Below are 25,736 nucleotides of genomic sequence, written 5' to 3'. Positions count from 1 at the left end.
CGTCACACCTCGCCGAGTTGTCGCAGCTGCGGCAGCTGCTCCACGAGCCAGGGGCTGAACGCGAAGGGTGCATGCGTGACAGCCTCGATCAGCGAATCGACTTCGACCCAGATCCATTCCGACACCTCATCGGGATTGGCGGCCGGGTCGCCGTCGAGGATCGTGACGTGCACGGGGCAGATCTCGTTCTCGACGATGCCACTCGCATCCACCGCGCGATAGCGGTAGTCGGGGAGTGCCATGCGGATCTCGGTGAGGTGGATGCCGAGCTCGCCGACGCCATGTCGGCGCACGGCCTCGTCCATCGTCTCGTCCGGTCGTGGATGACCGCAGAAGCTGTTCGTCCAGACGCCCGGCCACGTCTTCTTCGCGAGCGCTCGACGAGTGAGGAGCAGCCGCCCCTCCCTGTCGAGGACATAGCAGGAGAAGGCGAGATGCAGGGGAGTGTCTCTCGTGTGGACTTCGCTCTTCGGGAGCGTGCCGAGAGCTGTCCCGTCTTCGGCGAGGAGGGTCACGTCGTCCATGGCATCTCCCAGATCTCGAGCGTTCATATTTAGCTAACTTGGTGAGTAGTCAACTTAGCATGAAACTGTTGGTGTGTAACATGATCGCATGACCACGGAGCCCGGCACCAGCCCGCACGCGGGCGCGCAGGATTCGCTCCCCGTCGGCGACGGCGGATCGCGAACGTCCGCGGATACGCCTGACGGGCTCGTCCATTCGGCGATCTACGACGTCGAGGCAAGTGATCCCCGCAGCGTCCTGATCGATCGCAGCGGTGTTCCGCCGGAGGAGTTGAAGCAGATCGCCCGGGTGATGGAGTCGCTCGCCGGACTGCGCGAAGCCGAGCAGGCGCTGTCCCAGGCGTCACGTCGATACATGCGTCTGAATGAGACGGACATGCGTGCGTTGCACTATCTGATCGTGTGCGCGAACCGGAACCTGGTGGCGACGCCGGGGGGAATCGCGCACCACCTCGGTGTCTCGACTGCGGCGACCACGAAGCTCCTCGATCGTCTGGAGCAGGGAGGCCACATCACGCGTGCCCCTCACCCCACCGACCGCAGGGCACTGGAGATCACCATCACCGCGGAGACGCGACATGCAGCAATGGAGACGGTCGGTCGTCAGCAGGCGAAGCGCTTCTATTCTGCCGCCCGTCTCACTCCCGCTGAAAGGGAAACCGTGATCCGATTCCTCACGGATATGACGGAGGAGATCACGCTCCGCGACGAAGCCTGGGTGCAGGAAGGGGCGTAAAGTTCCCCCGCTTCAACAGGGGAACTCGACGATCTCGGTCTGCGATCAGTGCGCCGCGTTGTACGCGTCGACGACCTGCGCGGGAATGCGGCCACGCTCGGAGAGCTTGTGTCCGTTCTCGTTCGCCCACGCGCGGATGGCCGCGACCTCAGGGTTTCGTGCAGGTCGCTTGCGAGTCGATGTCGCGCGCTGAGAATTCGACGAGCCGGCCTTTCGGCCTGCTGCCACATAAGGCGCCAACGCCGAACGCAATTCATCCGCATGCGCGGCATTCAGATCGATCTCGTATGCCGTGCCGTTGAGCGAGAAATGCACCGTCTCGCCTTCGCCCACTTCCAGGACGCTGCCATCGATGTCGTCGACCAGCTGATGCACAATTCTTCTCGCCATGATCGCGACCTTACTCGCTCCGAGGAAATGCGACAAGTTGCGAATAGCGAGCCGCGGTAATGTGACGCGCAATACGCAATAAATCAATTCTGTGTGGTCAGGGGAGAAGTCCGGCGCGGCGAGCCCTCGCCACGGCGGCATGACGAGTCGAGGCGTCGAGTTTCGACATCGCCGTGCCGAGGTAGGCCTTGACGGTCCCCTCGCGCAGACCGAGCTGCGCGGCGATCTCGGCATTCGTCGAACCGAGAGCCGCGCATGCGAGGACATCGGTCTCTCGCGGAGACAGGTGGACGGTGGGGATGGGGCTCGTCGCGGGTGATGCGACGTCACCGGCGAGGGTCATGAGTCGTCGTTCGACCTGCGCGATCCGGTCGCGGACATCCGCGTCTTCCACGGAGGCGGCGATGCTCCGCAGCTCTGCGAAGCTCTGCCTCAGCTCCTCGCGCTGTGCCGGCGCCACGACCTCGTCGCCGCGCGTGGTCTCCTGCAGACGGCGCTGCACCTCGTCGCGGATGCGCAGCTCATCGGCGACGGCCTGCGCGACCTGCATGGCGGGTGCCGTGGTCACACCGCCTACCCGCTCCTCATCCCATCCGCCGGCGTACAGCACTCCGCGGGAACGGCCGTGGACCACGATCGGCAGCGCGAGGAGGGTGCGCAGGCCCTCGCCGAGGACGAACACGTCGTAGTCGTGCGTGATCTGCTGTGACGACCCGTAGTCGCTCGTCATCCGGGGGCGGAGCTCCATCATGGCCCGCCCGCCGAGCCCGCGCTCGGGTCGCACCCGGAGCCCGTCCAGCGACCGCGTGCGCGCACCGACGATGCTCGTGACGCTCACGACGCCTTCTTCGATGAGACCGCCGAACGCGACGGGGAAGCGCGTCCGCCTGGCGAGCTCGCGCACGGCGTTCGCGACGAGATCCGCCTCGGATTCGCGGGTGACGGGTGAGGACACGACTACCTACTTCCGGGGTGACGCTGTTCCCCGTTTCGTAGCGTCGACGATATCACCCGTGTCATCGTCACCGTCGTCGTCGCGGACGGCGTCGGATCCATCGGCTCCCAGGGGAAGCGTGTGGACCCGGCGGCCTACTCGCCGGGTCCACGACGTGGCCTGCCGACCTCAGTGCGCCTCGAGGTCGAGCAGGAACCGCTTGCGCTCGGGGTGCGCTCCGTACTGCCCTGCGCTGCCGTCGGAGCGCACCACCCGATGCACCGGCACGATGATCGAGAAGGGGGTGATGCGGCACGCGGTGCCGACGGCGCGCGCAGCCCCGGGGTGACCCGCGAGGATCGCCACCTCCCCGTAGCTCATGGTCTGGCCCCACTCGATGCTGCAGATGGTCTGCAGCGCGGCGAGGGCGAACCCGTCGACGAGCCGCCAGTCGAGGCGGATGTGCCTGTCGAAACGCACCGGCTCGCCGTCGAAGTAGTCGGACAGGAGATGAGCGAGTTCGTCGGCGGCTCCGGGGTCGGGCTCTGGCACTGCTCTCAACTGATGGGACACGCCTTCGAGCAGCCAGGGCACGCGCGGGTCTTCGGACTCGGAGAGGTCGAATCGCACGATGCCCTCGTCGGAGAACACCGCGAGAGCATCCCCGAACGGCGTCGGGGCGAAGTCGTAGCGGAACGTCATGCCCCCATCCTGTCCGCTCGGCTCGACGCGGAACCGCATGCTTGACGTTCCGAGTGGAGAACGCGACCCGGGTTCACATCGGGCAGGAGAAGTGCGCCACCCCCTACGTAGCGCAGAATCGCCGGAAATTCGGCGGAAACCCGCCTGGGATACCCCGTCTCCGCAGGTCGCACGCCTAGGGTGTCAGTGTGTGGCGACGTGAAGACAAGTCTGCGGACGACACAGCGGTGGATGCTGCTGTGTCGATCAGCGATCTGCACGGAACCACGACAGGCCTCGACATCGCACACGCCGCAGAGGCCGAGCGGACGCGTCTGAGGGCCGAGGCAGCCGATCTCGGTGGCCCTTCGCCGCTCGTGAGCTTCCGTGACAGCCCGGAGTCGGGCATCGACATCTCCAAGGCGCACCCGGGGAGCTTGCCGCAGTTCATCACCGGCAAGTCGACTCTCCTCTCGAATCTCTTCCGCGACGAGGTCGGGCTGCGGACCGCTCGACTCGCCGCGGAGCGCATCACCGCGAAGAACACCGAGCTCCGTACCGTCCGCGGGATCGAAGCCGTGCACCTCGCCGTCGGAGTCGCCCGGTGGCGCATCGGGGGAGCGGGTTTCGCGGCCCCCGTGCTGCTGCGTCCGTTGGCGATCCGCCGCCACCACTCCGATTTCGAGTTGAAGCTGCAGGGCACCTTCGAGGTGAATCCCGAACTCGTGCGGATCGCTCGCGACCACTTCGGCCTCACGATCGATGCCACCGCGCTCGCCGCGTTGGCCTACGACGGCGGCATCTTCAAGCCGCAACCCGTGATCGACAGTCTGCGCGCGATGACGCGTTCGATCGACACGTTCTCGGTCGAACCGCGTCTGGTGGTCTCGACGTTCGCCGATGTGTCAGGACTGATGTCCCGCGACGGGGGCAGCCTCGATCATCCGGTGCTGAACGCCCTGGCCGGTCACGTGGGAGACCGCGAGCGCGTCACCGCTCCGCGAGCCATCCCGCATCACATCGGCCCGGATGATCGCGCTCCGGCCTCGGACAACCTCCTCCTGGATGCGGACGCGGAGCAGGAAGCAGTGCTGGCCCGTATCGCGGCAGGGCATTCCCTCACCGTCGCGACCCTTCCCGGAACCGGGGGGACCCAGACCGTGATCAACGCGCTGGGTGAACTGGTGCGCGGCGGCAAGCGCGTGCTCGTCGTCTCCGCGCGGCGCTCCACCTTGGACGGGGTGCGTCACCGACTCGCCGGGATCGGCCTCGACAGCCTGGCGATCTCGCCGGCGAGCGTGCGGCGCGATCTGGTCAGGGCCATCGGACGCAATGAGAAGGCCACGGCGCCCAAGGTCAGCGAGGTCGACGATGCACTCGTGCGTCTGCGGACCGTCCTGCGCGACTACCGTCAGGCGCTCAGCGCACCCGTCGCCGGACTGGACGCCTCGGTGCTCGACGCCACCCGTCAGCTGACACGGCTGGCGTCGCTGCCCGTGCCGCCGTCGACCACTGCCCGACTCGGCCCCGATGCCCTGCGTCGACTCGCCGCCGATCGCACCGAGGCCGCCGAGGCGCTCGCCCAGGCGGCCCGTCTCGGCGAGTTCCGCTTCGGACCGAACGACTCGCCGTGGTACGGCGTCACCTTCTCCAGCACCGAGGCCGCTCGTGCCGCCCACGAGCTCGCCGGTCGACTGCACGCGAACAGCGTTCCCGCCGTTCTCGAGCGCGGCTACGAGCTGATCGCCCAGACCCACATGCGGCCGTTCTCGACCATCGACGAACTGGGTGAGTACCTGCGTCTGCTGCAGGGGATCCGCGACTCGCTGGACCGGTTCAGCCCGACGGTGTTCGAGCGGCCGCTGGGCGAGCTCATCCAGGCCCACGGTTCGCGCCGCGACGCGCCGGGGCTGTCCGGGGCGAACAGACGTCGGCTGCGGCGTCTCGCGAAGGAGTACGTCCGTCCGGGCGTGCACGTCACGGAGATGCACGAGGCGCTGCTGCGCATCCAGGCGCAGCGCACGCAGTGGCAGCGGTGCGTCGAGGCGGGCGTCGCGCCCGAGATCCCCCTCGGTCTCGCCGACGTGTACGTGGCCTGGCAGCGGGTGGAGGCCGAGCTCGCCGAGCTCGACGCCGCACTCGGACGACGCGAGCCGTTGGCGTCGCTCCCGGTGGCGCGACTCGTGCGCACGCTCGCGGGACTGGCCGCCAAGTCCGATGTCTTCGAGAACCTCGTCGAACGCGCCCAGCTGCGCGACCGACTCGCTCTGCTCGGGCTGGAGCCGCTGCTCGCCGAGCTCTCCGTGCGCCATGTCTCCGAATCCCAGGTGGGGGAAGAACTCGAGTTCGCGTGGTGGCAGTCCCTCCTCGAGCGCGCGTTGCAGGACAACCGCGCCCTCCTCGGCGCGAACACCGCAGTCGTCGATCGGCTCGAACGCGACTTCCGGCTGGTCGATGAGGCGCACGCCGCCATGGCCGGACCGCTGCTCGCCTGGCAGCTGGCCAACCAGTGGCGGATCGCGATCGTCGACGAGCCGCAGCAGTCGCAGCACCTGCGCCGTGCGCTGACGCAGTCGGCGACCACGACCGCGCAGGTCGTCAGTGCCGCGCCCACCCTCGTCGACGTGCTCGCCCCGGTCTGGATCTCGTCGCCGTACCTGGTGCCGGAGATTCCGGACTCGGTGGAGTTCGACACGGTGATCCTGGTCGATGCCGCAGCGATCAACCTCGCAGAGGCCGCCCCGGCGATCCGGCGCGCGCGCCAGATCGTCGCGTTCGGCGACCCGGTGACGCAGCGTCCCACGCCGTTCCGCATCGCGGTGGACCCGGAGGAGTCGTGGGAGGCCGAGGTGCCGTTCGACGACGTCTCGGCCTTCGAGCGGCTCTCCGAGCTCCTGCCGGTGATGACGCTCACCCGCAGCTACCGTGCGGGCGGCGAAGACCTCGCGGAGCTCATCAACGATGCCTTCTACGGCGGCGAGATCGTGTCGCTTCCCTGGGCGGGCTCGTATCTCGGTCGCGGAAGCCTCACGGTCGACTACGTGGAGGGCGGCACGGGAACACCGGATCCGATCTCCGGCGCCGTCGAGAGTCCGGACGCCGAAGTAGCGAGGGTCGTGACGCTGGTGGTCGAGCACGCCGTGCATCGTCCTGCCGAATCGCTCATGGTCGTGACCGCGAGCGCGCGCCATGCCGAGCGCGTACGCGCCGCCGTCACCTCGGCGTTCGCCGGGCGCTCCGACGTCGCGGACTTCGTCGGACGCGACACGGTCGAGCCGTTCGCGGTGCTGACGCTCGAGGAGTCGGTCGCCGAGAGCCGTGACCGCGTCATCTTCTCGCTCGGCTTCGGACTCACCAAGCACGGTCGGGTGCTGAGCGACTTCGGCGATCTCTCCACTCCCGACGGAGAGCGACTCCTCACTGTCGGGATGACGCGCGCGCGCCGCTCGATGGTGCTCGTCTCCTCGATCCGTCCCTCCTCCTTCGACGACGGACGCCTGGAGCATGGAGCGGCGACGCTGATGTCGATCCTCGGCGGACTGGCCGCCCGCAGCCGAGACGCGCGCCTGGAAGACCTTGCCGATCCTCTCACCCTCGCCCTCGCGCGGGAGCTGCGGCGTCTGGGCGCCTCGGTGGACGTCGACTATCGCGGATTGCTGCCCCTGGTGGCACAGCACGGCGGCAAGGCGGTCGTGATCGAGTCCGACCCGGAGACGCGGGGCGAGTCTCTGCGGGAGACGCTGCGGCTGCGACCGCACGTGCTGCGTCGTCTGGGCTGGCACTATGTGCGCGTGCACGCCTTCGATCTCTACAGCGACCCCGTGACCGCCGCGACGCGGATCGCCGCGGTTCTCGGCATCTCGGAGTCGACGCCGCGCGCGGAGAACGACACGCAGCCGATCGACATCGTCGACACCCGCGATGACTGACCAGTCCGACACCCCGACGCCGCGCCAGCGCGTGGTGCGGGTCACCGGTTCACGGCGTGCCCGCCTGACCCCGGTGCCGGGGAGCGACCCCGAGCCGGAGTCCGGCCCGGCCGCGATGCCTCCGCGGTCACGGCCGAAGGGCGGCAAGGGGCCGAACGACGACCAACTGATCCAGGACGTGCCGCCGCACTACTGAAGCGTCGGAAGAACGGAGTCGCCGGATGACGGGGCGCTGCTGTCGTTGAACGCCGTGTCGGTTCTCGGGGCCGCGGAACCAGAGACGCACGGCCCTCCGAAGAGGACCGTGCGTCTCGGGTGCGAGCGGAGGCGGTCAGGCTCCGCGCTGTGCCTTGAGCAGGTCGCGGATCTCGACGAGCAGCTCGGACTCGGTCGAGGCGGCCGGCTCCTCCTCGGGCTCCTCGGCCGGAGTGCCCTTGCGGGCCTCGACGCGGGCCTTGAACGTGTTCATCGGCAGCACGAAGACGAAGTAGACGACGGCGGCGACGGCGAGGAAGCTGATGATCGCCGAGATCAGCTCGCCGATGGGGAACGTGACGGTCTCGCCGTAGATGTTCGTCACGGGGATGCCGAACTGACCGGCGGCATCCGCCTTCAGGAAGAGCGCGATGAGCGGGTTGATGATGCTGTTCACGACGGCCGTGACGATCGCGGTGAAAGCCGTACCGATGACGACAGCGACGGCCAGGTCGATGACGTTGCCGCGGAGCAGGAAGTCCTTGAAACCTTTGAGCATGGGATCCCCCAACAGATCGGGGCCTCAGGAAGAGGCCGGAGTCGACGCAGCCGCCGGTTTGGCGCTCGTCGTCGATTCCGTCTTCGATGATGCCGAACCATCCTTCGATCCACCGGATTTGGCGCGCGAGTCCGTGCGATAGAAGCCGGAGCCGTTGAAGGTCACGCCGATCGAGCCGTACTGCTTGCGCAACGCGCCACCGCATTCGGGGCACACGGTGAGAGCGTCGTCCGCGAAGCTCTGCACGGCGTCGAACTTGTGTCCGCACGAGGTGCAGGCATAGGCGTAGGTGGGCATGGGGGTCCTTGCGATCAGCGTCGCCGCGGCGACAGGGTGAGGGTCTGCGACGGGGTCACGACGCCATCCACGGGCTGGTCGTGCACCTCGCGCGGAAGTTCGTCGAGTACCTCGGAATCATAGATCACGGCATAGACGGGCGGGCACTTCTCCATCGAGCCGATGGTCTTGTCGAAGTAGCCGCGTCCCCAGCCCATGCGCATCCCGGTGCGATCGACAGCGGCAGCGGGGACGATCATGAGGTCGACGTCGTTGACGGCGATCGGGCCCAGCACCTCGCCCGTGGGCTCGGGCAGACCGAACAGCCCCTCGCTGACCTCGTCGTCGTCGGTCGCCACGGCCCAGTCCAGCAGCCCATCGGCGCGAGTGACGGGGAGGAGCACGCGGATGCCGCGCCGCACGGCCCTGGTCACGAATTCACGGGTGCCCGGCTCGGTGGTGGTGGACAGGAAGCACGAGATGGAGCGGGCGCCGAGCTCGTCGATCAGGGCGTCGAGGCGTTCGCCGATGGCCGTGGCCGCGGCGTCGCGCTGCGTGTCGGAGAGGAGCTGGCGTCGTTCGCGGAGTTCGGCGCGGAGTGCACGCTTCGCATGTTCGACGTCGTTCGACATGGCTCCGAGTCTACGTCGGCGCTCACCACTAGGCTGGCAAGATGGCTGACCACAAGATCAAAGCCGTCATTCCCGCCGCAGGCCTGGGGACGCGATTCCTCCCTGCGACGAAGGCGATGCCCAAAGAGATGCTGCCCGTCGTCGACAAGCCGGCGATCCAATACGTCGTCGAAGAGGCGGCGAACGCCGGTATCGACGACATCCTCGTCATCATCGGCCGTAACAAGAACGCCATCTCCAACCACTTCGACTCCGTGCCGGAGCTCGAGGTGAAGCTCATGGAGAAGGGCGATACCGGTCGTCTCGAGCGCGTGATGAAGTCGAGCGATCTCGCCGACATCCACTTCGTCCGCCAGGGCGAGCCGAAGGGGCTCGGTCACGCGGTCCTGCGTGCGCGCACCCACGTCGGCGACAGCTCTTTCGCCGTGCTCCTCGGAGACGACCTCATCGACGAGCGCGACCCGCTCCTCACCGACATGATCGCCGAGCACGAGCGTTCGGGCGCGGCCGTGATCGCGCTCATGGAGGTCGACCCCGCGAACATCCACATGTACGGTGCGGCCGCCGTCGAGCCGCTCGAGGGGTCCGACGCCGTCCGGGTGACCGGTCTCGTCGAGAAGCCCGCGCAGGAAGACGCTCCGTCCAACCTGGCCATCATCGGCCGCTACGTGCTCCCGGCGTCGGTTTTCGACATCCTCGAGCACACCGAGCCCGGCAAGGGCGGAGAGATCCAGCTCACCGACGCACTCCAGGTGCTCGCGACCGATCCCGACGGCCCCGGTGTCGTCGGCGTCATCTTCGGTGGACGCCGTTACGACACCGGCGACCGCGTCGACTACATCAAGGCGATCGTGCAGCTCGCCGCGGACCGCGATGACCTCGGGCCCGAGCTGCGTCCCTGGCTCAAGGAGTTCGCGGAACGCCTCTAGGCGACTCCGCGGGCGTCGGTGCGGCATGGATCTGGCGACGGGAATGCGACACGGACCCATAGAACTGCGGCTCGTCCGTGCGAAGGATGCGCGACCGCTGCAGCATGAACTGCTCGCCAACAGGTCGTGGCTCCAGCCGTGGGAGGCGACCGTCCCCTACGGCTCGGTGTCGTTCGACATGAGGCTCAGCATCCGACGCCTGCTCCAGCAGTATCGTGACGGCTCGGGCTATCCGTTCGTCATGGAGTACGACGGCGAGGTCGCGGGACAGCTCAACGTGTGGGGAGTGTCCCGCGGCTCGCTGTGCTCGGCCACGATCGGGTACTGGGTGAGCGAGCGGTTCGCCGGCCGGGGGATCACTCCGACTGCGGTGGCGATGGCCACGGACGCGTGCTTCACGGAGTACGGACTGCACCGCATGGAGATCTGCATCCGGCCGGAGAACGCGGCGAGTCTGCGCATCGTGCAGAAGCTGGGGTTCCGGTACGAGGGGCTGCGTCGTCGTTACATCCATATCGACGGCGACTGGCGCGACCACTATGCGTTCGCCCTGACGAAGGAAGATGTGCCGCAAGGGGTGCTCGCACGCTGGCTCAGCGGTCAGGTGCCGCCTGACGCCGCAACGGTGCCCCCCTCCGACCGCATCTCGCAGTGAAAAGGGTCATCTGGTCCTGATCCGGACGGACACGCCGCGACACGCGCCTTACTGTACGGCCCAGCCAGCTTCCAGCCCTTAGCGTTGTCGGTATGGACGGGCCGGTGCTGAGCGGGGGAGTGATCGTGCTCGTCGCCGTGCTGCTCTGGATGCTCTATCTGCTGCCATCCTGGCGGGGGCGATTCCAATACAACGCCGCTGAACGCAACGCGGTGCGGCTGAACCAGGCCCTGCGTGTGCTTGCCGAGACGAGCGAGACTCCCGGTGAAGTGCGCTTCGAGTTGAACGCGCGCACCGCGCTGGCCCAGCAGAAGCTGGCCAAGCGGGTGCAGTCCGAACGTGAGGCTGCCGAACTCGAGTCCCTTCGTGAGCAACTCGCGGCGACCAGGGCCGATCCCGTGATCCGACGGGCACGGGCACGTCGACGTGTCCGTGTCGCCGCGACCAGCACCCTCCTCGTCGGACTCGTCATCGCCGGCCTCGGTGTGTGGCAGCTCCTGGCTGCCGGGAGCTCGGCGCTGCTGTGGATCGGTGGCGCCGCCGTCGTCGTCGCCGGCATCGCCCTGCAGCGCATGGCCGCTGTCGCCGGTCGAGTCGCACGCGCCACGCACGTGGTGGCCACGCCGGCCGCCCCGCGCGTCGCTCCCGAGCTGCACGACCAGGGGCGGGCGACGTGGACACCGCGTCCGCTGCCGGAGCCCCTGGTATCGGTGGCCGGATCTCGGGCGCAGGCCGCGCAAGCTCAGCTGGAGGCGCAGGAACAGCGTCGCAAGGCCGCGCGCGTCGCCGCCCTGCGCGAACGCGCCGAGCAGATGGCGCCCGAGGCGCCGGTGCCCCTTCCTGCGGCCTCGTCGCCGTATGCGCGGATGGGCTTCGTCGACGACGCCGAGATCGAAGCGCACGTGCGCGAGTTGCTCTCGCGCCGCGCCGCCGGATGACCGTCCGCGGCGCGAACAGCTTCTCCGTCGTGATAGCGTAGATGTCGTTCACGGGCCTATGGCGCAGTTGGTAGCGCGCCTCGTTCGCATCGAGGAGGTCAGGGGTTCGAATCCCCTTAGGTCCACCGAACACTGAAGCCCCCAGGCACATGCCCGGGGGCTTCAGTCATCTCCTGGCACCTGCACGCGGGCGTTAGAGTGAGCTGTGCCGTCGCCACCCGGGAGCGCTCCGCTCGACAACACCGTGATGCGATCGCATGCGGCCGATGAGTGAGGTGCTCGCGCTCCTTCGCGCGCAGATCCTCGACGGCACCTACGCCGGGGGTGCAGGGCTTCCCAGCGAGATGGAGCTGGCCGCCCTCCACGGGGTCTCTCGACGGACGATCCGCACCGTGCTCGCCACCCTGGCGCGCCAGGGCCTGGTCGAGTCGCACCGAGGCTCCGGGTGGTTCGTGCAACCCAGCCAGCCGCAAGGGTTCGACCGGATGCGCTCGTTCACCCAGTGGGCGCGTGGCCGCGGGCGCACCCCCGGTGGACGCATCGTGGCCCGCACGACGCGGAAGGCCACGGCGCGAGAAGCGCGACTGCTCGGGATCCGCACGGACGCAGACGTCCTGACCTTCACCCGTGTGCGGACACTCGACCAGCGCCCCGTGATGGTGGAGCGCTCGACATGGGCGCCCTGGGTGGTTCCGCACGTCGCAGGTCTTCCGGGTGACGTGGTCTCCACGACGCGGGTGCTCGCAGACGCCGGGATCGTGGTCTCGTCGGGAAACCATCGGATCGAAGCGGTGGCTGCGGCGACTGAGGATGCGCGTCTGCTCGGAGTGCGCAGATCCAGTCCGCTCCTGCAGGTGCGACGCGAGACTTTCGCCTCGAACGGCCGACCCGTCGAATGCGCCGAGGATCGCTACGTTCCGCACACGATCTCCTTCGAAGCGCAGGCCTTCGGAGCGGCCGCGCTCCCCGGCGAGGACTGAACGGGTCGCGCGACCGCGCCCACTGTGCGCACCGGGTCGCCCGGATCGCCGCGCGGGCGGCCGATGACACGTCTGCGTCGGCCGGTGTTCACCCCGGCGTCATCTTGCGGCGGTCGATTGGGGGAGTCCGATTTCTTCTCGTCTCACAGAGGATGCTCCGTGTCTCGTCGTAAACCGCCCGCCCCCGATCCGTCCCTTTCTCGCCGCGGATTCGCGCGGCTCCTCCGCCCCGCATCGCTCGTCGCCGTCGCCGCCTGTATCGCGGGGCCTGTGCTCCCGGCTGCTGCGTCGGTGGCCGTACCGGTCGTCACCACGTCGAACGCGACCCTCGCCGTGACCGATCCCGAAGACGTGTCGCCCGCCACCGAGACGGGCGGCACCATCATCCGCCTCGAGGGTGAGGCACCGACCAGCGGTCGGGTGGGGAGCGCTGTGCTGCTTCCTTCGGCCTCGGCTGCCGATGTCGACGGCTCCGCGAGCGAGCTCGTCGTCACGGTGGAAGACCCGTCCGGTGTGGTCACGATGGTCATGCCGGAGGAGTCCGGCGGGTATCGATTCACCCCGACCGTCCCCGGTGATTACGTCGTCGGCTACTCGATCAGCGATGCCGCAGGCGGCGTGAGCACGGAGACCCGCACGATCACGGTGACCGGGGCTCCGGATGCGGACAAGGTGGCGAAGCCGAGCGTGAGCGCTGCGCCGGCCGCCGAGGCCGGAGGACCGGACGTGCGCTTCGCGGCGATCGGCGACATCCACGTCAACTGGGACGAGCTCGCCGAGGCGTACGACTTCTGGGCGCAGGAGAACGTGCAGACCGCCCTGTTCGTCGGCGACCTCACCAACAGTGCGACGCCGGGTGAGTTCGCCGGCCTCAAGCAGACGATGGATTCGAAGGCCGGCCTCGGCATCCCGGCGATCGCGTCGCTCGGAAACCACGATGTCTCGGGTATCTCGTCGTACGACCTGTTCACTCAGGCCACAGGCGGACAGAAGCCGAACGCCGACTACACCGTGAACGGCTACCACGTCATCACGGTGTCGCCGGGCAGCGGCACCATCGACCCCGACACGGGCAAGCCCTCGGGAGCGAGCGGTGGCAACTACGCCTACGCCCAGTCCTGGCTGCAGCAGAGGCTGGCCGCCGCCACCGCCGAAGACCCGAACAAGCCCGTCATGGTGCTGGTGCATCACCCGCTCCAGTGCACGCACTACGTCTCGAACGAGTGGTACGGCACGGGCCTGTCCAGCGGCTGCGGCGACGGCTTTCAGTCTGTGTTCGACGACTTCCCCCAGGCGGTCGTCTGGGGCGGCCACATCCACACGCCGCAGAACATCCCGACTTCGATCTGGCAGGGCCAGGAGAACCGGTCCGGCGATCGGTCGACTCAGGGCTTCACCACCGTGAACGCGCCTCCGCTGGCGTACTACGAGTTCGAGTCGGGCGTCGTGAACTCGAGCCCGACCAGTCGCGGCAACGACACCACCCCGGATGATGCGGGCAACAACCGCCAGACGGCCATCGTCGAGATCACCGGCACGACAGTGACCATCAAGAACTACGACCTGCTCGCCGACCAGTGGATCGACCAGACCTGGACCTGGGACGTGGCCGACTCGGTCGATGAGACCAAGTCCTATGACGAGCGGTTCCCGTTCAACAACACTCACCGCGCAGCGCAGTCCGCCGGCCCGATCTGGCCGGAGGGTGCGGCAGTGACCGTGGCCGACATCGCGAGCACGAAGGCGATGGCCTCCTTCCCGCAGGCCGTGCCCGCGCCGAACTCCGTCGGCGACATCGTGCACAAATACCGCTACTCGACGGTCGACGTCGCCACCGGCGAGGAGGTGAACTCGTTCCTGCAGTGGTCGGGGTTCTACAACCTGCCGATGCCGGTCGACCGCAGCCACGAAGTGTGGAACCTGCTCCCCGGACGGGAGTACGAGGTGCGGGTCACCCCGATCAACGCCTGGGGCAAGGAGGGCGCCGCGCTGACGACGCGGTTCACGAGCACGGAGGGCGGCGATGGCGAAGGTCCGTTCGACCCCAGCAGCCTGACCTTCGACGACCTCCGTGCCGCGGTGCCGACGGCTGATCTCCTGGACGTCGGGTTCGCCGGAGGGGTGGCGACCGACTCCTCCCCGGCCGCGCGTCCGCTCGCCACGGGCGCCGATGTCCGGATCGAGAACGATTCCACCGTCGGATCCGACGTCGTGATCGGCGCGGAGGGAGCCGCCACCGGCATCCGCACACCGAAGTGGACCGACGCCGAGTACGCGGCACTGCAGGATGGGTTCACCCTCGACACCACGTTCCGCCTCGACTCGATCTCGGGCGGCTACGTCGACGTCTTCGGTGGCATGCAGAGCGGCGGCATCGGCCTCGAAGCCGTCGGCACCAGCGCGACGACGTACGAGCTGCAGTTCTGGTACGCCTCGCCGCGTCCGACGGTCAGCCTGAAGTACGGCCAGTGGTACCACGTGACCGCCTGGTACGACGGTCACGATGCGCGGCTCTACGTCGACGGCGTGCGCAAGGCCGAGACCGAAGGGGTGTCGTTCTCCGTCAAGCCCAGTGCGGCCGATGCGCGCTACATGGTGATCGGCGGTGACGCGAACACCTCGGGCGCGCTCGACGACTCCACGATGGACGGACGGATCGCCGGAGTCGAGGTCTACAGCGCTCCCCTCTCGGACAAGGACGTGTATCGCGTCGCGACACGGGAGGTCACCGCACTCGACACGATGCCGCCGCTCGTGCGCGTCGCCCCGGAACCTGCGGGTGAGGCCACGGTCGGAACCGCCTACACCGCCCCGCGCGCCGAGGCCGTGGACAACTCGGGACGCGTGAGCACGATGCTCGAGGTGACCGACCCGTCGGGTGCCCCCGTGGCGGTCGACGACCCGGCGTCCGGCCTGCGGGCGCTCGCCGCGGCTGCCGGAGACGGATACACGTTCACCCCGACCGCGACCGGCACCTACACCCTGAAGTACATCGCGACCGACGCGGCCGCCCGGCAGAACCAGGTCACGTTCACCGTGACGGCGATCGCGGGGTCGGACGGTGGCAACCCCGGCGGTAACCCCGGTGGCAACCCCGGCGGTAACCCTGGCGGCGGCCCCGGTAGCGGCGCGAACCAGGGCGGCGGCTCCGCCGGTGGACAGTCCGATCCACTGGCGGCGACCGGTGGCCCGGCCCCGACGATGCTCGCCTTCGCCGGACTGCTGCTGCTCGCCGGTGGCGGGGTCCTGGTCCGGCGGCTGCGGCGTCGTACGGAGGGTCAGGCATGACGACAGCACGTCGTCGTGCGGCGTCGCGGACGCGCACCCGACCGTCGATCCGCACCCTCGTCGCCGGAGCCGTCGCCGTCGCCGGGGTCGCCGTCAGCATCATGCTGGCGGCGGCCCCGGCCCCGGCCGCGGCGCACAGCTACTCGGCGACCGTCTTCGCCGATGTCTCGGAACCGGAACGCGGCGTCGTGCGCACCGTGCTCGACATCGAGTACGTGCTTCTCGCCACCGACGGGGCGCGAGAGATGGGCGACACGGCCTTCGAGCAGGAGGCCTACGCGGATGTGCAGGCGAGCGGTCGAGACCCGGAGAAGCTCACGCCCGCGGTGCTCGCCGAGCATGCCGATACGGTCGAGGGATACGTGCTGCCGCGTTTCTCGGTGAGCGTCGCGCAGGAGGGTGAGCCGACGGATGCCTGCCCCAGTGCCGTGGTGGCGCCCTACGAGATCGTCATCCGCGACGGTGTGCCGCATGCACGTCTGGTGATCGAAGCCGACTGCTCGGACCAGGTCGAGGCGATGCCGGTGCCGTACCGGATCACGACCGAGCTGTTTCCGGGAACGGCTCCCGGCGGCATGACGACGACCATCGTCGACTACGACGTGCGCTCGGGCTCCGGGGTGGCGAACCTCGACACCGACACGAACCCCTCGATGGTCACCACGACCGACTGGGGCTCTCGGATGGGCGAGTTCCTCGTGCTGGGGGCGGAGCATCTGCTGCTCGGCCCCGACCACCTGCTGTTCCTGCTGGCCCTGATCATCGGATCTCGACGGCTCCGGGATATCGTGCTGGCGGCGACGGCGTTCACGGTCGCGCACTCGGCGACCTTCATCCTCGCCGCCCTCGGGGTGGTGAGCATCCCCGCCTGGATCGTCGAGCCGGCCATCGCCCTGTCGATCGCCGTCGTCGCGCTCTGGGAGATGCGGCGGTTCCGGCGTGCACGGGGTGTGGACGACGCAGGCTCGGGCAGCGGTCTCGCGGAGGTGCCGGTTCTCCGAGGCCGGCCGCTCACCGGGACCGGAGGATCCGCTGTCGCTCTGCGTGAGCGGATCCTCGCGGCGCCGGCATCCGCACCGGCGGTCGACGGCTTCACCCGAGGGGATCTGCTGCGCATCGGCGTGGTCTTCGCCTTCGGGCTGATGCACGGCGTGGGCTTCGCCGGAGCGTTGGGAATCGACGAACCGTTCTCGTGGGATCTGCTCGGGGCGCTCCTCGTCTTCAACGTGGGTATCGAGCTGGCGCAGCTCCTGGTGATCGCGGTGGTGTTCCCGCTGTTCGTGCTGCTGCGCCGTCGGCTGCCGTCGGCGGGCTTCTGGATCGCGGCTGTGGTCGCCGCGATCGGGCTGTTCTGGTTCGCCGAGAGGCTGATCGCCGGAGCCTGATCCGCGTGCGCCCGCCTCCGACACGGGGGTGGGCGCACGGTGGTCTCAGCCGCGAGCGGCGAGCCCGGTGAGCAGTTCCAGCACGCACAGCGCCGCGAGCCGCACGGTGCGGGCATCGTCGGCGTCGGCGGTCGCATCGACCTCCGCGAGGTCGGCACTCACGACGCGGGCGTCCGCAGCCACGGCACGTGTGAGGGCCCGAAGCTCCCATGCCTGCAGGCCGCCGGGAACGCTCGCGGGGCACCCGGGCGCGACGGAGCGGTCGCACACGTCCACATCGATGTCGAGATGGACGCGCGGATCGGCTCCGGCGCCGGCGACCTCCACCGCCTCCGCGACCACGTCGTCGATGCCGCGGCGGCGCAGTTCGTCGAGTGTGATGACGCGGATGCCCCAGTCGGCGGCGCGCCGGGCGTAGGCGGCCGAGTTCGCGAAGTCGGCGATCCCGATCTGCACGATCCTCGTCGGGTCGATCCGAGAGGTGTGCAGCGAGGATGAGCCGGGGACGTCCTCCACCAGACGCCGCACGGGCGTGCCGTTGGAGACGCCGTCGCGCAGGTCGAAGTGCGCGTCGAAGGTGATCAGTCCCGTCGCCTCGGCGCCGAGTGCCACGGGATATGTGAGCGAGTTGTCGCCGCCGAGTGCGATCACGAGTCTCGTGGCCGCGGCGAGATCGCGCACGCGGGAGATGACTCTCGCCTCACCGGCGGAACCGTCCGGGTCGGCGACGTCACCGGCGTCGGCGATGCGCAGCACGTCATCGAGCTCGACCATGGGAGGCCCCATCACAGTCGTCCCGTAGCGGGGGAGCGCATTGCGGATGGCCGCGGGCGTCGCGTGCGCGCCCGTCGGCGAGAGCGAGGTGCGCCAGGTAGGCACGCCGAGCAGCACGGCGTCGGCGGCGGTGTCGAAGGCAGCCCAGGATCCGGCGCGCGGCCAGAGCGGGTCGTGACTCAGCTGTCGGGAGGAGGGGGACATGGTCAGACTCCGGGGATCAGGGCGTGGGCGATGGAGAAGATGGCGAGACCGGCCAGGGCGCCGACGAACGTGCCGTTCAGGCGGATGTACTGCAGGTCGCGGCCGACCATGAGCTCGATCTTCTCGGTGGTCTCGGCCGGATCCCAGCGCTCGACGGTGTCGGTGATGATCGAGGCGATGTCGTGCCGGTAACGGTCGACGAGGAAGACCGCGGCGTCGGATACCCACGTGTCGACCCGATTCTGCAGCGCGGTATCGGTCGTGAGGCGCTCGCCGACCTCCTGCAGTGCCTGCACGGCGCGGCGGCGCAGACCGCTCTGCGGATCGGCGAGGGCCGTGAGCAGGCCGTTCTTCGCGGTGTTCCAGGCCTCGGCGGCCAGGGCGCCGACACGGGGGCTGTCGAACAGCGAGGCCTTGGCGTTCTCGAGCTTCGCGCGCGTGGCCGGATCGTTCTGCAGGCTGTCCGCCAGACGCGCCAGGTAGCCGTCGACGGCGAGACGAGCCGGATGGCGCGGGTCGGCCTGCACGGCGTGCACGAACTTGACGGCCTCGTGATAGACGGTGTCGTCGACGAACCGGTGCGCGAGCTTCGGCACCCACCCGGGGAGGCGTCGGGAGACGAGGCCGCTGAACGACTCGGCATTCGCGTCGAGCCAGCGGGCGATGCTGTCGGCGGCGAGGTCGACCGCGCCATGATGGGCATCCGCCTCGACGATCTTCTCCAGCCACGCTCCGGCGGGCGGACCCCATTCGGGATCGACCAGGTGTTCGCGGGCGAGGTCGGTGATCAGGTCGCGTACGTCGTCGTCGCTCAGCGCATTGAGCACGGCCGTGGCGATCGTCGCCCCCTCGGTGCCCACCCGCTCGGCGTGCGGGGCCTCGCGCAGCCATTCACCGGCGCGGAGCGCGATCCGCGTGCTCGACAGCTTGGTGCGCACCACGTCGGCTGCGAGGAAGTTCGTCTCCACGAACTCCCCGAGGGAGCGGCCGATCTCGTCCTTGCGGTTCGGGATGATCGCGGTGTGCGGGATGGGCAGCCCGAGCGGACGGCGGAAGAGCGCCGTCACTGCGAACCAGTCTGCGAGGGCACCCACCATGCCGCCCTCCGCGGCGGCGCGTACATAGGCGAGCCCGTCGAACCGCTGCTGGAACGCGAAGGCGAACACGAACACGACGGCCATGAACACCAGAGCCCCGAGGGCGACGGCCTTCATGCGTCGGAGCGCGCGAAGGCGCTCCTGGTCGGCGGGCGAGAGCTGCGTCATCGGTGTTCGCGGCATGACGTCATCCTTTCACGGTGCTGCCCAGACGGTCCCGACCGGCGACGGTGCGGTGTCTCGGTGCGCAGACAGCCGCGCACCCGGAGAGACGAGTACCCTCAAGGGGTGATCGAAGACATCAAGAAGCGTGCGCTGCACCGCACCAGCATCCTCGAGGGGCAGATGCGCGGCGTCGCGCGGATGATCGAGAACGAGGACTACTGCATGGACATCATCACGCAGTCCCGTGCGATCCAGCGCTCGTTGGAGTCGCTGAACCGGCTGCTGCTGGAGAACCACCTCCGTACGCACGTGACGCACATGTTCGACGAGGGCGGCGAGGAGCGCGACAAGGCCGTCGTCGAGCTGCTCAAGGCCTTCGACTTCGACCGCAAGTAGAGCGCTCCGGGGTCGGGCACGACACAGCGCCCCGACCGACTCGTCGAGGCGCTGTGCGCGGACTCACCTGCCGCTGTCGTCGAACACCTCACCCTCCATGGCGTCATAGCCCTCGGTCTGCGGATCGCCGTGCGAGCCGCCCGAGATCGCGTACTCCTCCTCCGGGGAGAGCACCAGACGGTGGCGGAAGAAGAGCCCGAACCCGAGCAGGATCACGACGTAGACGATCGCGATCGCGATGATCGCCGGTCCGAACGTCGGATTCAGCAGGAATCCGACGAAGATGAGCGCGGCGATCACCAGCGCGACGGCCGCACCGGGGATGCCCCACGGGCTGCGGTACGGGCGGTCGACGTTCGGATACTTCTTCCGCAGGATCATGAACGACACCAGCTGCAGGCCGTAGGCGAGCACGGCACCCCAGACCGCGATGTTCAGCACGATCGCACCGGCGACCGAACCCGCGCCCTCGGCGTCGACGGCCGCGAGCACATCGAGCACGATGAGGGCGACGAAGCCGATCGCCGCACCCACGACGAGAGCCACCCAGGGGGTCTGTCGCTTGCCGGTGAGGGACAGGAACCGCGGGTAGTAGCCCGCACGGGACAGCGAGTACATGTTGCGGCCGTAGGCGAACATGATGCCCTGCAGGGACGCGAGCAGTCCGATCAGGGCGAAGAGGGCGAGCACCGCGGCGAGCTGGTCGCCGACGATCGCGCGGAAGCCGTCGAGCAGGGGCTCGCCGGCGGTGCCCGTGGCCTCGGCCCCGATCACGCCCGTGTTCAGGAACAGCACGAGCAGACCCGTGACGATGAGGGTGCCGCGAGCCCAGAATCCGGCCTTGGGGATGTCGCGGGTGGGATTGTGCGATTCCTCCGCGGCCAGGGGCAGTTCTTCGATGCCGAGGAAGAACCACATCGCGAACGGGAGAGCGAACAGGATCGGCAGCACTCCGTGTGGCAGGAACTCGGTCTGGCCCGGGTCGGGCGCGATGTTCCAGAGAGCGTCCCAGCTGAAGGCGCCGGAGAAGATGGCCATCAGGGAGAAGACCAGGATGATGCCGATCGAGATGATCGACACGACGATCGCGAAGCGGAAGGAGATCGCCGCGCCCGCGGAGTTCAGCGCGATGAAGACGACGTAGAGGATCAGGTACCAGAGCCACCCCGGCAGTTCCAGCCCCAGCAGCTCGCTCGTGATGCCGTTCGCATACGACGCCGAGAAGTAGACGATCACCGCCGTGGTCGCCACGTACTCGATGGTCTCGGCGGCGCCGGTCACCAGGCCGCCCCACGGGCCCATCGCGGAACGGGCGAACGAGTAGGCGCCGCCGGTGTGCGGCATCATCGCGGCCATCTCGCCGATCGCGAAGATCATGCCGTAGTACATGAGGACGAGGATCACGAAGGCGATCAGCATCCCGCCGAAGCCCGCGAAGTCGATACCGAAGTTCCATCCGGAGAAGTCGCCGGAGATGACGGCTGCGACCGCGAGCCCCCACAGTCCCCAGACGCCGGCGGATCTCTTCAGCGTCCGTTTCTCGAAGTACTCGCTTCCGGCACGTGTATAGGTCGCCCCAGCGACCTTGCGGGACTCACTGCTCTGCTCAGACATCCGCTCTCCGTTCGCATGCACACAGGCGCCGGGTGCACCTTGCGGATGATTGTGGCAGTCAATGGTGGTTTCGTCTACCTTTAGACGCCGAGGTGATCTACTCTGAGGGCGAAGCCGGTCGGCCGATCGCTTCACCACGACGACGGGAGCGAGAAGATGTCGGGAAACCTGAGCATCGAGCAGCTGGATGCCGGCATCGCCGCCGGCGAGATCGACACGGTGATCGTCGCCTTCGCCGATGCGCAGGGACGGCTGGTCGGCAAACGGGTCTCCGCGAGGCTGTTCCAGGAGGACATCCTGCATCACGGCGCCGAAGCGTGCGACTACCTGCTGTCGGTCGATGTCGACATGAACACGGTCGACGGCTACGCGATGTCGGGATGGGATCGCGGGTACGGCGACATGGTGCTGCGGCCCGACGTCGCGACCCTCCGCCGCATCCCGTGGCTCGATGGAACCGCGCTCGTGATCGCCGACCTGGTGTGGGGGAACGGTGAACCGGTGGGGCCATCGCCGCGAGCCATTCTCGATCGCCAGCGCGACCGTCTCGCCGAGCGGGGCTGGACCGCGTTCTCGGGCACCGAGCTCGAGTTCATCGTCTTCGACGACACCTATCGCGAAGCCTGGGCCCGCAAGTACGAGGGGCTCACGCCGTCGACCGACTACAACGTCGACTACAACCTGCTCGCCTCCACGCGCCTCGAACCCCTGCTGCGCGACATCCGCAACAGCATGGACGGCGCGGGACTGTACTGCGAGGGCGTGAAGGGGGAGTGCAATCTGGGGCAGCAGGAGATCGCGTTCCGCTACGCCGAGGTGCGCGAGACCGCCGACCAGCATGCGCTCTACAAGAACGGCGCGAAGGAGATCGCGGAGCAGCACGGACAGGCACTCACCTTCATGGCCAAGTTCAACGAGCGCGAGGGCAACAGCTGCCACATCCATCTCTCCCTGCGTGCCGACGACGGCACCCCGGTCATGGCGGGGGACGGTGAGCATGGGTTCAGCCCGATCATGGAGCACTGGATCGCCGGCATCCTCGCGACCCTGCGCGAATTCACCCTGCTCTACGCGCCCAACATCAACTCGTACAAGCGGTTCGCGAAGGGCAGCTTCGCCCCGACCGGCGTCGCCTGGGGCATCGACAACCGCACCTGCGCGCTGCGCGTGATCGGCTCCGGCTCCGGCCTCCGGGTCGAGAACCGGGTGCCGGGCGGCGACGTGAACCCCTACCTCGGCATCTCGGCGATCATCGCCGGGGGCCTGCACGGCATCGAGAACGAGCTGCCGTTGCCCGAGCGCTTCACAGGCAACGCCTACGAAGCCGGCGTCGAGCACCTGCCCACCACCCTCCGGGAGGCGGCGCAGCTGTTCAGCGAATCATCCATCGCCCGCGCGGCGTTCGGCGACGACGTCGTGGACCACTACCTGAACCAGGCGCGCATCGAGGTCGAGGCCTACGACGCCGCCGTCACCGACTGGGAGCGCATCCGTGGTTTCGAGCGGCTCTGACCCGGCACCGATGATCGGTGTCACGACCTATCTCGAGCGGGCGCAGCAGGGGGTGTGGGATGTGCGGGCGGCGTTCCTGCCCGAGCAGTATCTGACCGGGGTGACGGATGCCGGCGGCATCGCGCTGCTGCTGCCGCCGCAGGACCCGGCGTCGGCGGAGGCCGCCATCGCCGGCATGGACGGCCTGATCCTCTCCGGAGGTGCGGATGTCGCCCCCGAGCTCTACGGCGAGGAGCGGCATCCGCTCACCGATCCCGCACGCGTGGACCGCGACGCGTGGGAGCTGGCGCTGTTCCGTGCGGCCGAGCGACGACGCATCCCGGTGCTCGCGATCTGCCGAGGGCTGCAGCTCGTCAACGTGGCTCGCGGGGGCACTCTGCAGCAGCACCTCCCCGAGACGCTCGGCACCGAGCGCTACCGCCTGGGCGGAGGCGTGTTTGCCGAGAACGACATCGAGGTCGCGGACGACACCGCGCTCGCCGGAGTCCTCGGCGCCGGAGACGTGCGCGTGCACAGCTATCACCATCAGGGCATCGACCGGCTCGGCGAAGGACTGGTCGCCGCTGCCCACTCGGACGATGGGCTCGTGCAGGCGTTCGTCGACACCTCGGCCGGTCACGTCGTCGGCATCCAATGGCATCCGGAGGAGAACGCCGAAGACCGACGTCTCTTCGAAGATCTCGTCTCACAGGCTCGTGCGTACGCCGCGGAGCGGAAGGAGGACGCCCGATGAGCGCGTTCACTGTCATCAACCCGTCGACCGGGGCCGCGATCCGCGAGGTCGCCAGGGCCGACGTCGCCGAGACCGATGCCGCGATCGCCCGAGCCGTCGCTGCTCAGCGCCGATGGGCGGCGCTCGTCCCGGTCGCGCGGGCCGATGCCCTCCGGTCGTTCGCCCGTGCTGTCGAGGGCGCGGTCGAGGAGCTGGCGCAGCTGGAGGTGCTCAACTCCGGGCATCCGATCGGCTCGGCCCGGTGGGAAGCCGGCCACGTGGCCCAGGTGCTCAACTACTACTCCGCCGACCCGGAGCGGCTGTCCGGGCGTCAGATCCCGGTGGCCGGTGGCCTCGACGTCACCTTCCACGACCCCTACGGCGTGATCGGCGTCATCGTGCCGTGGAACTTCCCCATGACGATCGCGTCCTGGGCGTTCGCGCCGGCGCTCGCCGCGGGCAATGCCGTGGTGCTGAAGCCGGCCGAGCTCACACCGCTCACCGCGATCCGCCTGGGCGAGCTCGCGCTCGAGGCGGGGCTCCCCGAGGGGCTGTTCCAGGTCGTCACGGGCTCGGGCTCCGTCGTCGGTCAGCGCCTGGTCGAGCATCCGGACGTGCGCAAGGTGGTCTTCACGGGCTCGACCGAGGTCGGGATCGAGGTCGCCGCCGGATGCGCCAGGGCGCTCAAGCCCGTGACGCTCGAGCTCGGCGGCAAGAGCGCGAACATCGTCTTCGCCGATGCCGACCTCGAGCGGGCGGCGGCGGGAGTCCCGGGCTCGGTGTTCGACAACGCCGGCCAGGACTGCTGCGCACGCAGTCGGCTCCTGGTGCAGCGCTCGGTGTACGACCGCTTCCTCGAGCTGCTCGAACCGGCCGTGACCGCGTGGCGCGTGGGCGACCCCGCGCGTGAGGACACCGACATGGGGCCGCTCATCTCGGCGGGGCACCGCGACACCGTCGCCTCGTTCCTCGACGGCGCCGACATCGCGTTCCGCGGGAGCGCGCCCGAGGGAGACGGCTTCTGGTTCGCGCCGGCCGTCGTGCTCGCGGCTCCCGCCGACCGCATCGCCCAGCAGGAGGTGTTCGGTCCCGTCCTCGCGGTGATGCCCTTCGAAGACGAGGCCGACGCGATCCGCCTGGCGAACGACACGGCCTATGGTCTCGCCGGCTCGGTGTGGACCGAGAGCCTCGGGCGCGGGGTGCGTGTCGCGCGTGGTGTGCGCAGCGGCGTGCTGTCGGTGAACTCTCACTCCTCGGTGCGGTACTCCACGCCCTTCGGCGGCATGAAGGCGTCGGGGCTGGGGCGCGAGCTCGGGCCGGACGCCGCGGAGCACTTCACCGAGACCAAGAACGTCTTCTTCGCGACCGATGAATCCTGATCGTCGCGCAACCCACCCCATCCGGAACGGAGAACCCACATGAGCATCGATCTGACCCAGCGACTGAAGGACCGCGTCGCCATCATCACCGGTGGCGCGAGCGGAATCGGGTTCGCCACCGCGCAGCGCTTCGCAGCGGAGGGTGCGTTCGTCGTGATCGCCGACGTCGACCCGGCCACGGGCGAGACGGCGGCTGCCGAGGTGGGTGGGGTGTTCCGCCGGGTCGACGTCGCCGACGAAGATCTGGTCAATGCGCTGTTCGACGGCGTCGCCGAGGAGTTCGGACGTATCGACATCGCCTTCAACAACGCGGGCATCTCACCGGCGGACGACGATTCGATCGAGACGACCGAGCTCCCGGCGTGGGATCGGGTGCAGGACGTGAACCTCAAGAGCGTGTACCTGTGCAGCCGCGCCGCGCTGCGTCACATGGTGCCGGCGGGACGCGGGTCGATCATCAACACCGCCTCCTTCGTCGCGCTGCTCGGTTCCGCGACCTCGCAGATCAGCTACACCGCGTCGAAGGGCGGCGTGCTGGCGATGTCCCGCGAGCTGGGGGTGCAGTTCGCGCGCCAGGGAGTGCGGGTGAACGCGCTGTGCCCCGGACCGGTGAACACCCCGCTGCTGCAGGAGCTGTTCGCCAAGGATCCGGAGCGGGCGCAGCGGCGCCTCGTGCATGTGCCGATGGGACGCTTCGCCGAGCCGACGGAACTCGCAGCGGCGGTCGCCTTCCTCGCCTCGGACGACTCGTCGTTCATCACGGCGAGCGCCTTCGTCGTCGACGGCGGGATCACGAACGCCTACGTCACCCCGCTGTGAGCGCCCCTCACCTCGCTGTGACAGGGTGAAGGC

At 68.8% G+C, this 25,736-nt stretch carries 24 protein-coding genes and 1 tRNA gene; 15 read left to right on the top strand and 10 right to left on the bottom strand.

Features of this window, described 5'->3' with window-relative positions; all coding sequences use genetic code 11:
- Positions 1–2: 2 nt before the first annotated feature.
- On the bottom strand, positions 3–524 hold the full coding sequence (gene idi / locus MicroSTF_RS06850) for an isopentenyl-diphosphate Delta-isomerase (RefSeq protein WP_029258655.1): 522 nt from the start codon (positions 522–524) through the stop codon (positions 3–5).
- Positions 525–612: 88 nt separating this feature from the next.
- Here idi and MicroSTF_RS06845 point away from each other — a divergent pair, with 88 nt between their 5' ends.
- Complete coding sequence (locus MicroSTF_RS06845; RefSeq protein WP_081860086.1) at positions 613–1,260, top strand: MarR family winged helix-turn-helix transcriptional regulator; 648 nt, start codon at positions 613–615, stop codon at positions 1,258–1,260.
- 45 nt (positions 1,261–1,305) lie between these two features.
- Here the strand turns inward: MicroSTF_RS06845 and MicroSTF_RS06840 are convergent, their stop codons facing one another.
- The 3 genes from MicroSTF_RS06840 to MicroSTF_RS06830 form a co-directional block, all read right to left on the bottom strand.
- Entirely contained in the window at positions 1,306–1,650 is a 345-nt protein-coding gene (locus tag MicroSTF_RS06840) for an Lsr2 family protein (protein WP_322956358.1), read from the bottom strand.
- Between the two features lie 97 nt (positions 1,651–1,747).
- Entirely contained in the window at positions 1,748–2,605 is an 858-nt protein-coding gene (locus tag MicroSTF_RS06835; RefSeq protein WP_029258652.1) for a LuxR C-terminal-related transcriptional regulator, read from the bottom strand.
- A 168-nt stretch (positions 2,606–2,773) separates the two neighbouring features.
- Positions 2,774–3,286: a methylated-DNA--[protein]-cysteine S-methyltransferase gene (locus MicroSTF_RS06830; protein ID WP_021199993.1), complete on the bottom strand. Its 513-nt coding sequence runs from the start codon at positions 3,284–3,286 to the stop codon at positions 2,774–2,776.
- Positions 3,287–3,525: 239 nt separating this feature from the next.
- On the opposite strand from MicroSTF_RS06830, the gene MicroSTF_RS06825 reads away from it, so the two are divergent.
- Positions 3,526–7,194: an AAA family ATPase gene (locus MicroSTF_RS06825; RefSeq protein ID WP_322954428.1), complete on the top strand. Its 3,669-nt coding sequence runs from the start codon at positions 3,526–3,528 to the stop codon at positions 7,192–7,194.
- Positions 7,187–7,390 (top strand): hypothetical protein, encoded by a 204-nt coding sequence (locus MicroSTF_RS06820; protein ID WP_315070740.1) that lies wholly within the window; start codon positions 7,187–7,189, stop codon positions 7,388–7,390. Before MicroSTF_RS06825 ends, MicroSTF_RS06820 begins: the two co-directional genes overlap by 8 nt.
- 135 nt (positions 7,391–7,525) lie before the next feature.
- Here MicroSTF_RS06820 and mscL read toward each other — a convergent pair whose 3' ends face one another.
- Genes mscL through MicroSTF_RS06805 form a run of 3 tightly spaced genes read right to left on the bottom strand, consistent with a single transcriptional unit; the run spans position 7,526 to position 8,856 of the window.
- The gene (gene mscL, locus MicroSTF_RS06815) at positions 7,526–7,948 is read right to left on the bottom strand and encodes a large conductance mechanosensitive channel protein MscL (protein WP_021199990.1); all 423 of its coding nucleotides are present in this window, start codon (positions 7,946–7,948) and stop codon (positions 7,526–7,528) included.
- 24 nt (positions 7,949–7,972) lie between these two features.
- Positions 7,973–8,245: an FmdB family zinc ribbon protein gene (locus tag MicroSTF_RS06810; protein ID WP_021199989.1), complete on the bottom strand. Its 273-nt coding sequence runs from the start codon at positions 8,243–8,245 to the stop codon at positions 7,973–7,975.
- Between the two features lie 14 nt (positions 8,246–8,259).
- Positions 8,260–8,856, bottom strand: a complete 597-nt coding sequence (locus tag MicroSTF_RS06805) for a 5-formyltetrahydrofolate cyclo-ligase (RefSeq protein ID WP_021199988.1) — start codon at positions 8,854–8,856, stop codon at positions 8,260–8,262.
- 41 nt (positions 8,857–8,897) lie between these two features.
- Here MicroSTF_RS06805 and galU point away from each other — a divergent pair, with 41 nt between their 5' ends.
- The 7 genes from galU (at position 8,898) to MicroSTF_RS06770 (ending at position 17,031) form a co-directional block, all read left to right on the top strand.
- Positions 8,898–9,785, top strand: coding sequence for a UTP--glucose-1-phosphate uridylyltransferase GalU (galU, locus tag MicroSTF_RS06800; protein WP_029267178.1), 888 nt, complete (start codon positions 8,898–8,900; stop codon positions 9,783–9,785).
- Between the two features lie 43 nt (positions 9,786–9,828).
- Positions 9,829–10,440 carry a GNAT family N-acetyltransferase gene (locus MicroSTF_RS06795; RefSeq protein ID WP_021199986.1) on the top strand — a complete coding sequence of 204 codons (612 nt, stop codon included), beginning with the start codon at positions 9,829–9,831 and terminating at the stop codon, positions 10,438–10,440.
- A gap of 92 nt (positions 10,441–10,532) precedes the next feature.
- Complete coding sequence (locus tag MicroSTF_RS06790; protein WP_167255763.1) at positions 10,533–11,378, top strand: hypothetical protein; 846 nt, start codon at positions 10,533–10,535, stop codon at positions 11,376–11,378.
- Positions 11,379–11,430: 52 nt separating this feature from the next.
- Positions 11,431–11,503: transfer RNA gene (locus MicroSTF_RS06785), tRNA-Ala, on the top strand.
- Positions 11,504–11,644: 141 nt separating this feature from the next.
- Positions 11,645–12,358 carry a GntR family transcriptional regulator gene (locus MicroSTF_RS06780; protein ID WP_322954420.1) on the top strand — a complete coding sequence of 238 codons (714 nt, stop codon included), beginning with the start codon at positions 11,645–11,647 and terminating at the stop codon, positions 12,356–12,358.
- A gap of 159 nt (positions 12,359–12,517) precedes the next feature.
- The gene (locus MicroSTF_RS06775) at positions 12,518–15,646 is read left to right on the top strand and encodes a LamG-like jellyroll fold domain-containing protein (RefSeq protein WP_322954419.1); all 3,129 of its coding nucleotides are present in this window, start codon (positions 12,518–12,520) and stop codon (positions 15,644–15,646) included.
- Positions 15,643–17,031: a HupE/UreJ family protein gene (locus MicroSTF_RS06770; RefSeq protein ID WP_322954417.1), complete on the top strand. Its 1,389-nt coding sequence runs from the start codon at positions 15,643–15,645 to the stop codon at positions 17,029–17,031. Before MicroSTF_RS06775 ends, MicroSTF_RS06770 begins: the two co-directional genes overlap by 4 nt.
- A gap of 45 nt (positions 17,032–17,076) precedes the next feature.
- On the opposite strand, the gene MicroSTF_RS06765 is transcribed toward MicroSTF_RS06770, so the two are convergent.
- Both MicroSTF_RS06765 and MicroSTF_RS06760 read right to left on the bottom strand, forming a co-directional pair.
- Entirely contained in the window at positions 17,077–18,009 is a 933-nt protein-coding gene (locus MicroSTF_RS06765) for an arginase family protein (RefSeq protein ID WP_322954415.1), read from the bottom strand.
- 2 nt (positions 18,010–18,011) lie between these two features.
- Complete coding sequence (locus tag MicroSTF_RS06760; protein WP_322954413.1) at positions 18,012–19,289, bottom strand: DUF445 domain-containing protein; 1,278 nt, start codon at positions 19,287–19,289, stop codon at positions 18,012–18,014.
- A 105-nt stretch (positions 19,290–19,394) separates the two neighbouring features.
- On the opposite strand from MicroSTF_RS06760, the gene MicroSTF_RS06755 reads away from it, so the two are divergent.
- Positions 19,395–19,667, top strand: a complete 273-nt coding sequence (locus MicroSTF_RS06755; protein WP_021199979.1) for a metal-sensitive transcriptional regulator — start codon at positions 19,395–19,397, stop codon at positions 19,665–19,667.
- A gap of 63 nt (positions 19,668–19,730) precedes the next feature.
- On the opposite strand, the gene MicroSTF_RS06750 is transcribed toward MicroSTF_RS06755, so the two are convergent.
- Positions 19,731–21,281: an amino acid permease gene (locus tag MicroSTF_RS06750; protein WP_021199978.1), complete on the bottom strand. Its 1,551-nt coding sequence runs from the start codon at positions 21,279–21,281 to the stop codon at positions 19,731–19,733.
- Between the two features lie 156 nt (positions 21,282–21,437).
- Here MicroSTF_RS06750 and MicroSTF_RS06745 point away from each other — a divergent pair, with 156 nt between their 5' ends.
- Genes MicroSTF_RS06745 through MicroSTF_RS06730 form a run of 4 tightly spaced genes read left to right on the top strand, consistent with a single transcriptional unit; the run spans position 21,438 to position 25,703 of the window.
- Positions 21,438–22,793 (top strand): glutamine synthetase family protein, encoded by a 1,356-nt coding sequence (locus tag MicroSTF_RS06745; RefSeq protein WP_322954410.1) that lies wholly within the window; start codon positions 21,438–21,440, stop codon positions 22,791–22,793.
- Positions 22,774–23,526, top strand: coding sequence for a gamma-glutamyl-gamma-aminobutyrate hydrolase family protein (locus MicroSTF_RS06740; RefSeq protein ID WP_322954408.1), 753 nt, complete (start codon positions 22,774–22,776; stop codon positions 23,524–23,526). Before MicroSTF_RS06745 ends, MicroSTF_RS06740 begins: the two co-directional genes overlap by 20 nt.
- Entirely contained in the window at positions 23,523–24,884 is a 1,362-nt protein-coding gene (locus MicroSTF_RS06735; protein WP_322954406.1) for an aldehyde dehydrogenase family protein, read from the top strand. The genes MicroSTF_RS06740 and MicroSTF_RS06735 overlap by 4 nt, the downstream gene beginning before the upstream one ends.
- A 39-nt stretch (positions 24,885–24,923) precedes the next feature.
- Complete coding sequence (locus MicroSTF_RS06730; RefSeq protein ID WP_021199974.1) at positions 24,924–25,703, top strand: 3-oxoacyl-ACP reductase; 780 nt, start codon at positions 24,924–24,926, stop codon at positions 25,701–25,703.
- The last annotated feature ends 33 nt before the right edge of the window (positions 25,704–25,736 follow it).

Source organism: Microbacterium sp. STF-2 (genome assembly GCF_034650155.1).
Classification (GTDB): Bacteria; Actinomycetota; Actinomycetes; order Actinomycetales; family Microbacteriaceae; genus Microbacterium; species Microbacterium maritypicum_A.
The sequence above is the reverse complement of the archived record's forward strand: the minus strand, read 5'-3'. Positions and strand labels throughout refer to the sequence as shown.